The organism is Moorena sp. SIO3H5 (assembly GCF_010692395.1).
Taxonomy (GTDB): domain Bacteria; phylum Cyanobacteriota; class Cyanobacteriia; order Cyanobacteriales; family Coleofasciculaceae; genus Moorena.
In genome coordinates, this window is record NZ_JAAHHS010000356.1 from 1 (window position 1) to 7,875 (window position 7,875).

Sequence of the window (7,875 nt, forward strand, 5' to 3'; positions counted from 1 at the left end):
AGAGTTGAAGTTTGCTGTGACTAAATCCAAATCACCATCACCGTCAAAGTCTCCGGTGGCGATGGATTGTGGACCAGTCCCTACTGCAAAGTTGTTAGCGTTGCTAAAGGAAACAGCAAAAACTCCTTGATATACCTGCATCAATTCCGGCAAAAATGCTGAATCTACAGCCATCTCAGCCGTACAACATTCTAGATTCCAATCACCACCCAAGGCAGCATTACCCGTGCGGTTCCCAGAAGCCGCAATCTCAGTACCAGTTATTTGGTGCAGTCGTTCCAAAAATTCTGTGCCAGCATCTCCAGCAGCAACATTGCAGCCGTACAGGAGAATAGGAGTGGGTGAATCACTTGTTGACCAAGTTTTTAATTGAGGGGCGTAATAGTGTAAAGTATCTAGACTAAGTTGGCTATTCCCTAAATACAAACATCCCGGTGAACCGTGAGAAACGATGTGAATAGCAGTAATATCAGTGCGTCGTTGCAGAGCCTTGGTAATTTTTTCAACGCCATCCTCTGTAGAGTCCAGGACAATGACCTCAGCTTCCGGTACCGTACCATTCACTAAACTCTGATAATCATCAACCCCTGAGTCAATAAAGACAATAGTGCTAGAGGTTTTGGAGTCACTTCCGAGAGCGTTGTGTACCTCAGTCTCCCCAAAGTTCAACCACTTATCGAGTTCGTTAAAACTTGCATCTTTGATGTCAAACATGCTAAAATCACCCTTTATAATGTTTTGGTTTGTAACAGTAGCCACTGGTTAAATTGCTACTAGTCTCAGTAGTCCTCTAAAATCCGGTTGATTACTGTTAGCATCCTGCACATTAGTATTAGTAGGTGGCTGCCATCCACTTACTAATATTAAAAATTTGCCAACAGCATCAATCATTCGATAATAATGGTTTGACTAATTACACTCTAAAACCAAATTACCAATCAGGTAGTTAGAATCCTATTTGCAACCTCAACAATCCTAACTACATATCCGGCCAATATAGGCGAAGCTTTGATGAAGTATCACTCAAGGTTTATAAAATTTCAGTTAAGCAGGGCTTTCAAATTTAATTAGATATAGATTTTTTATTTAAGTTGTGAAAAGACTACCAAAGGGCAAGAGGGAACAGGGAACAGCGAACAGGCAATAGGGGAAAGAGATACGGAGTTTTATTGGACAATAAAAAAATACCTTCTCGGTTTACATCTCATTTATAAACCCTATAGTATTTATCGCAGTTATGAGGTACAGTATCCTTTGACACTGATTCCCTGTTTTGATAATTTTTAACGACAAATTAAGTACATTGTCTTGATGCAGTCGCTTTCGTATACTCCACACCCTACACCCCACACCCCACACCCTACTCCCAATTAAGCTAACAAGGCTGCTTGTCACCCCGTCGGGCCTAGCTTAAAGTATTGATAAATATGAAAAATGCCAAAAAAAGTGCTTCAACCTCTGACAGGAGATAATCTTCACCGAGAGGGAAGCATACACTTAATGAAAAACCCAAATGAAAACTAAAAATAACTTGCTACCAAAGCAATAATCTTAATATTATAGCACTACTGACCCCAAAAGGAGTGTTTGATGAGATTCCCCAAACAAGTAGCACCAGTGAAAAGACCGGATCTGATTCAACCCTATCAGGCAGTGGATGTGGTTCATGGTAGAGGCCAAGACTTGGTGACTATTCGCATGGACTTGACCCATGGTGCCAATTACAATGACCCAGCACCCTTTGCTTACCCTAGTTATCAGCAACTGAAAACCTCTGGCTGGGGCGGATGGTATTGATCTGATGGTGCCCGTAGGTCAAGCTAAGACATGGGAAACGGTTACCTAGATGTCGTAAACACTAACAAACACTAAGAAAAAATTATGCCAGAAGAAGAAACTAAAACTCCCAGACGCGGTCGTCGCAGAAAAACCCAAGCGAAGCCAAAAGCAAAAGCTGCGGCTGCTTCTCCATCTGTTCAACCAGAGGTTGCTTCTCCATCTGTTCAACCAGAGGTTAATGAAGAAAAGAAATCAGTGTTACTTGCTACTGGTCTAGAAGATTATGCACGGTGGAAAGTTATGTATAAAGACCAGAAACCGGACAATGACCCCCCTTTCCGTCGGGGACGGATTTGGGCTTAATCAGGAGATGAAGGGATAAGGGAATGAGGAACTCAGTCCAATGGAGTTGGGTCAGTTACCCCTTACCCCTTACCCAATTTTTAGTTTCAGCTGTGTAAGTCTTGTTCGAGGAAGAATATGTCTAGCTTTCGTATTTTTGGTCGCGTTCTTAACGATTACTCTCGCAGAGGGATTCCGGGTCTGCGGGTTGAGGTCTGGGATAAGCATGTCAAAGATGACCATTTGTGCGGCACGGCGGTTACAGATTACCGAGGGGCTTACCAAGTCGAGTTTGATGAATCTGCCTACAGAGAAGCACCAAAGGATATCTTTCCTAATGTCTACCTGAAAGTCTTTTCAGGAGAGAAATTGATTAAAAGCACTGAGGACAATGTGCGCAGGAATCTGCCAGCGGGGGACACGGAAATTGTGCTTGAGGTAGAATTAAGCAAGCCTAGAGTTGCTCCTTAACTGCGACACAAATCACCTGTGCTTGCTCCTGGACTGGAAGACTACGGACCCTGGAAGGTTATATTTAAAGACTACAAGGGAGACAATCAGCTACCTTTTCGTCGGGCCAGTATTTGGGCTTGATCAGGAGAAGAGGAACCTCAAATAAGACTTTAGGTATTAGGCCAGAAGTGTTGAATTCAGCCATCAACGTTTACCAAAATAGCTGATTTATGTCTATCGCTATTGTCTATTGCCTTAAAAGGATCAGCAATGTTGCTCACTCGTCATAATAATTGCTATATGATTAATTACAACAATGATAAAAAATCTGCTAAAAAAAGTCTAATCAAACTATTCCGTATACCCCTACAAGCTACTTTAATTGGGTTTTTCCTGATCAATGGAGGATGCTTAGCCCAGACAATTCCACTCAGCGAAAATCTGATTAACCTCGATTCCGATCACGGCGAACAGTTACTGATGGGAAGCCAAGCCCGAGAAGACTATTTGCCCCTAAGTATTCAGTTTGTCACTCAGGAAAACCTGGCTTACTGTGGAGTAGCTAGTATGGTCATGGTGCTCAATGCTTTATCAATTCAAGCTCCAGAGGCACCGGAGTTTAGGACTAACCGCTTCACCCAAAAGAATGTTTTGAATGCCAAAACTGAGCAAGTGCGCATGGCTGAGGTGATTGCTCGTCGGGGCATGACTTTGGAACAATTAGCAGGATTATTGGAAACTTATCCAGTTAAAGCAGAGGTTTACCATGGTGGTGACTTGACCCTGGATCAGTTTCGCAACATAGTGGTAAAGAATTTGCAAGAAGCAGAAAATTTTGTCTTAGTCAATTACTTACGCAAAGCCATTGCTCAGAAAACTGGGGGACATATTTCTCCTTTAGCTGCCTACAACCAAGAATCAGACCGTTTTCTGATCTTAGATGTCTCTCGTTACAAATATCCTCCGGTCTGGGTCAAGGCTGAAGAATTGTGGCAAGCCATGGCGACTAAGGATTCAGAGTCTAAAAAGACACGGGGGTTTGTGCTAGTGAGTACTCGTTGATTGTCAAATTAGACTTCTTGCAGAAGTCGGGAACAGGGAACAGGGAACAGGGAACAGTGGATAATAATTGACGAAAAGCGATGCAGCGCGGTCTTGGGGGTTTCCCCCATGAGCGACTGCATCAAGAACACTATCATAAAACTACTTTTGCAAGATATCTATTGATTGCATTACAGCGGTTTTCAATTCGCTTAGGTACAAATTTCTAGGTTTTAGGGAGCAGGGAGCAGGGAGTAGGGAGCAGCTAAGAGGGAAGAGGGAATAACTAAAAAATCCTGTGTACCTGATAGTTATGAAAAACCCTGACCGCTGACCGCTGACCGCTGACCGCTGACCGCTGACCGCTGACCGCTGTTGCCGTAGCGTGCCCTACGGTCAACGGCTTCAAAATTAATCAATAAAATTAATCGGTTCTCCCATTGATCAATGTTTTGTCTGTGACCAGCAAAGACAGGAAAATAAGTAATGGCAAAAAAACGATTGCCCAGCCAATTCCTAAAGCCCAGGCTGGGTATCCTTCATAGGGAGTCCTAATATCTTTTGAAAACTGGGTTGCTAGCAAAGCGACTAAAGCCATAGGAATCAGGTATTTTATAGAAAAGTTCCACCATTTACCAACCGTCCAATCACTAACTTGGTTCATGTATCGTCGCAGCTTTTCTGCACCATATACCCATCCCACTAGGATAGATTGGAAAATAGCTACCAACATCAAGTTATAGTTAGTAACAAAATGATCTACAATATCTAAAATGTATAATCCAGCTCTGGTAGTGTAAATAATTCCAGCAATAAATCCTCCTAAACAAACCCCGATTGAAACCTTAGCAACATTACTCTGTTGTTGTTTGTCGAGGATAGTCGCATTCAAAGCTTCTACTAGGGAAAAGGCGCTGTCGATGCCTAGGGAAAGCAGCATCACAAAAAATAGCAGACTGAACAGCCAAGGCAAGGGCATCAAGCTTAAAGCTTCCGGGAAAACCACAAACGCTAGACCAGGACCAGAAGCAGCCAGCTCTGCCAAGGGGGTGTTGGTAACTCCTGCCATATATCCCAAGATTCCGAACACCACAAAACCGGCAAATAAGCTGATACCACTGTTGATTAAGGCAGTTAACCAGGTATCTTTAGCAATGTCATCCTCTGAGTTCTTGTAGCTAGCATAAGTCACCATAATTCCAAATCCCAGAGATAAGGTAAAGAAAATCTGTGAGAATGCAGCTGTCCACACTTCTGGGTCAACTAATGCGCTCCAAACTGGAGTAAGATACAGTCTCCAGCCATTGAGGAAACCTGGTAAAGTTACTGCTCGTAATAGCAATACCCCCAGTAAAATAATTGGAAGTGGCACGCTATAGACAACGACTTTGCCCACACTGGTCGTGCCTTTCCAAATACAGAAATAAATCAAGACCCAGACTACAACTAGGGACCATAAGATTGGCCAGTTGATACCACCTAATACGTTGACCCCATCGCTGATTTGCAGCACACTCTCAAAGAAGTAGCCTTTAGCATCACTGGACCACTTGACCCCAAAGGATGCCAGAAAGTAAATCAAGCTCCAGCCCATGACAACTGCATAATAAGAGACAATGATAAAGGCTGACATCAGGGCAAACAGACCGAGACTGCCGAAATTGGGGTGTAATTTCCTAAATGAGCCTATGGCTCCCCGTTGCATTTTTTGTCCTACCGCAAATTCCAGCATCAACAGTGGAACCCCAATTAGGACTAAAGCGATCAGGTAAGGGACTAGAAATGCTCCCCCACCGTATTTCCCAGCTAGGTAGGGAAAGCGCCACACATTCCCTAAGCCAACGGCAGAACCTACTGCTGCGAGGAGAAATACTGTTCTTGAAGCCCAACGTTGACGAGCCATCTACAATTCCCTCTATCTTGATAGTTAATGCTTCATACTTCATCCTTCATACTTCATCCTTTACAATTAATCCTTGATACTTCATACTTCTTTAAATTACTGCCATGGGTTTGCTTATTCCATCACAGGTTTTAGGGAGTAGGGAGTAGGGAGTAGGGAGTAGGGAGTAGGGAAAAAATTCTGTGTATCTCATTTATGTTTACATCCTAAGCATTCAGCCATTGGCTGATAGCTGAATGCTTACGTTACATCTAAAAGACAAACCCTATATAGCGGTTTTTAGCCTAATGAGATACACAGGATTTTTTACGTGTTCCCTCTTTTCTATTCCCTCTTTTCTATTCCCTGTTCCCTGTTCCCTGTTCCCTGTTCCCTGTTCCCTGTTCCCTAAAATACCGAAAATTTTACCTCATAGCTATGATAATTGCTATAGGTTTAAATCTCAAATACAAACCCTATATTTTAGTTAAAGGTGCTTGGTAACTTTACGCCCAGTACTATCGCTCTTCCTGCCATAAACAAGGATAAAGCTAACCAAAGAAGATGAGCACTTTGAAACTGCCAAGACGCCACAGCCATAGGCGCAAATCCCACCACCAAGGCGATTAAGGTAGCATTACGTAAGGTCTTTCCTGCGGCTAAGCCCAAAAAATAACCATCCAGCATATATGCAATGGAACCAAATCCTAACACTACCAGTAACCAAGGAATATAGAGAGTAATCGATTCGATCACCTCAGTGTGGTTTGTTAACAGGCCAAAGAGTGTCTGGGGAAACAGCATAAACAGGAAAGCAAGGTTAAGTCCTAATAGCAAACAGCTTCCTCCAGCCATTCTCAACAAAGGTACTAACTGCTCTTTTGCTCCCTGACCTTGTAAATTACCCGTCAGAGTTTCCGTAGCAAATGCCAATCCATCAATCAAATAAGCAGCCATGCTTAACACCTCTAATATTAAAGCATTTTCCGCCAAGACTGTGGTACCAAACGCTGAGCTCAAGTTGGTAAAAATAGACAAGGTTAAAATAATCGCTAAGGTTCTGATAAAAAGATTGCTATTTAGGGTAAAAGTAGCTTTTATTTCCGACAAGTCCCAAATTCGCATCGCTACTGATATTAGCTCTTGCCACTGGATTTCTCGCGTCACTAAAAATAGTCCCACTAAAACCATCACGTATTGACTAACTGCTACGGATACTCCAGCGCCAGTGCTTTCCCAACCCCACCGAATAATAGTGAAATAATCGCAAACTATATTAGCGCAGTTACCCATAATTGACAGCAGCAACACTTTACCACTCATTTCCCTACCGAGAAACCAGCCAATCACTACAAAATTGAGTAATGTTGCCGGAGCTCCCCAAATCCGAGCGTTAAAATAGGCAATACCAGAAAATTTGACATCTGGTGTAGCACTTAACAGCGCAAATCCAACCTCTCTGAGAGGATACTGTAAACTTAATATAAGTACACCTAAAATAAGAGCAATTAAGCCATTACGAAGTCCCACCAGCAACATCGTATCTCGGTCATTTCCTCCAACGGCTTGAGCGGTTACCCCAGTAGTTCCCATCCGTAAAAACCCCAAACTGTTGTAGATGAAGTTAAACAGGATAGTAGCGAGGACGACTCCAGCTAAGTGGCGGATTTGATCTAAATGACCCAAGAAAGCCACGCTGATTAAACCCGCAAGAGGTACCGTCAGATTAGACAGAATATTGATGATCGCCAATTTCCAGAAGCGATAGAGCACATTGTCTTGATTTGAGGACGTAAAAGTCATCAGTTAACCTTAATAGTTAGTGCATTTTTAAGGGTAAAAAAAAGGTTTTTTAACCTTTTTTATTAATTCAGATTAGTGGCTTGATTAAATCTTATAGCCAATACTATTTTTAGAGTTATCTATTAATAGATATCGATTAATCGACTATAATATAAATAATGGAATCCAAACCTAACCCTAAAGATAAAACTGATGATTGATGTAATGATTTTAAAAATATCCCCTATAAAGGATATCATATAAAAAGAGTAAAGACTAGTTGCCAGAGTAACAGCAAGGCACTTGGACAAGCTAAAATTAATAAGCTGTTAATTTTTAACTACTGACGGCGGAAACTGAGGATGAGTAAAGTCAAGACGATTCAAAAACTACACGCCCAATGGGTGACATCAGAGAACTTTCAGCCCTACGGTCAAGTCATCTTTGCCAGTGAAGATGGCAAACCCTATGATCAAGATGATGCTCAGTTAAACCTGGAAAATGGGATATCCCGGTTTTATATCATGCGGCTACACCACAACGGTCGTAAGTTTGATAAAATCACTCGCCACGTCCAATGTACTCAGTGTCTCGGA

Annotated in this window: 8 protein-coding genes and 1 pseudogene; 6 read left to right on the plus strand and 3 right to left on the minus strand. The window is 42.3% G+C overall.

Annotation, left to right across the window (positions count from 1 at the left end; genetic code table 11):
• The coding region (locus F6K52_RS27980) for a DUF4347 domain-containing protein (RefSeq protein WP_293086212.1) at positions 1 to 714 on the minus strand (714 nt) is incomplete at its 3' end.
• Between the two features lie 876 nt (positions 715 to 1,590).
• Between F6K52_RS27980 and F6K52_RS27985 the strand changes: the two genes are divergently transcribed.
• The 4 genes from F6K52_RS27985 to F6K52_RS28000 all read left to right on the plus strand — a co-directional run bounded on the left by F6K52_RS27985 (position 1,591) and on the right by F6K52_RS28000 (position 3,636).
• Positions 1,591 to 1,797, plus strand: a complete 207-nt coding sequence (locus F6K52_RS27985) for a cyanobactin biosynthesis system PatB/AcyB/McaB family protein (protein WP_071106734.1) — start codon at positions 1,591 to 1,593, stop codon at positions 1,795 to 1,797.
• An 84-nt stretch (positions 1,798 to 1,881) separates the two neighbouring features.
• The gene (locus F6K52_RS27990; protein WP_293086216.1) at positions 1,882 to 2,142 is read left to right on the plus strand and encodes a cyanobactin biosynthesis PatC/TenC/TruC family protein; all 261 of its coding nucleotides are present in this window, start codon (positions 1,882 to 1,884) and stop codon (positions 2,140 to 2,142) included.
• Positions 2,143 to 2,259: 117 nt separating this feature from the next.
• A complete protein-coding gene (locus F6K52_RS27995; RefSeq protein WP_293086219.1) occupies positions 2,260 to 2,592 on the plus strand; it encodes a hypothetical protein in 333 nt (110 codons plus the stop codon).
• 282 nt (positions 2,593 to 2,874) lie between these two features.
• Positions 2,875 to 3,636, plus strand: a complete 762-nt coding sequence (locus F6K52_RS28000; RefSeq protein WP_293086222.1) for a phytochelatin synthase family protein — start codon at positions 2,875 to 2,877, stop codon at positions 3,634 to 3,636.
• A gap of 403 nt (positions 3,637 to 4,039) precedes the next feature.
• Here F6K52_RS28000 and F6K52_RS28005 read toward each other — a convergent pair whose 3' ends face one another.
• Positions 4,040 to 5,518, minus strand: coding sequence for a sodium-dependent transporter (locus F6K52_RS28005; RefSeq protein ID WP_293086224.1), 1,479 nt, complete (start codon positions 5,516 to 5,518; stop codon positions 4,040 to 4,042).
• Positions 5,519 to 5,805: 287 nt separating this feature from the next.
• Here F6K52_RS28005 and F6K52_RS28010 point away from each other — a divergent pair, with 287 nt between their 5' ends.
• Positions 5,806 to 5,988: a hypothetical protein gene (locus F6K52_RS28010; protein ID WP_293086227.1), complete on the plus strand. Its 183-nt coding sequence runs from the start codon at positions 5,806 to 5,808 to the stop codon at positions 5,986 to 5,988.
• On the opposite strand, the gene gntT is transcribed toward F6K52_RS28010, so the two are convergent.
• Positions 5,981 to 7,300, minus strand: coding sequence for a guanitoxin biosynthesis MATE family efflux transporter GntT (gntT, locus tag F6K52_RS28015; protein ID WP_293086230.1), 1,320 nt, complete (start codon positions 7,298 to 7,300; stop codon positions 5,981 to 5,983). The genes F6K52_RS28010 and gntT overlap by 8 nt on opposite strands.
• Before the next feature lie 341 nt (positions 7,301 to 7,641).
• On the opposite strand from gntT, the pseudogene F6K52_RS28020 reads away from it, so the two are divergent.
• A pseudogene (locus tag F6K52_RS28020) lies at positions 7,642 to 7,875 on the plus strand (Ureidoglycolate hydrolase); the annotation flags it as partial.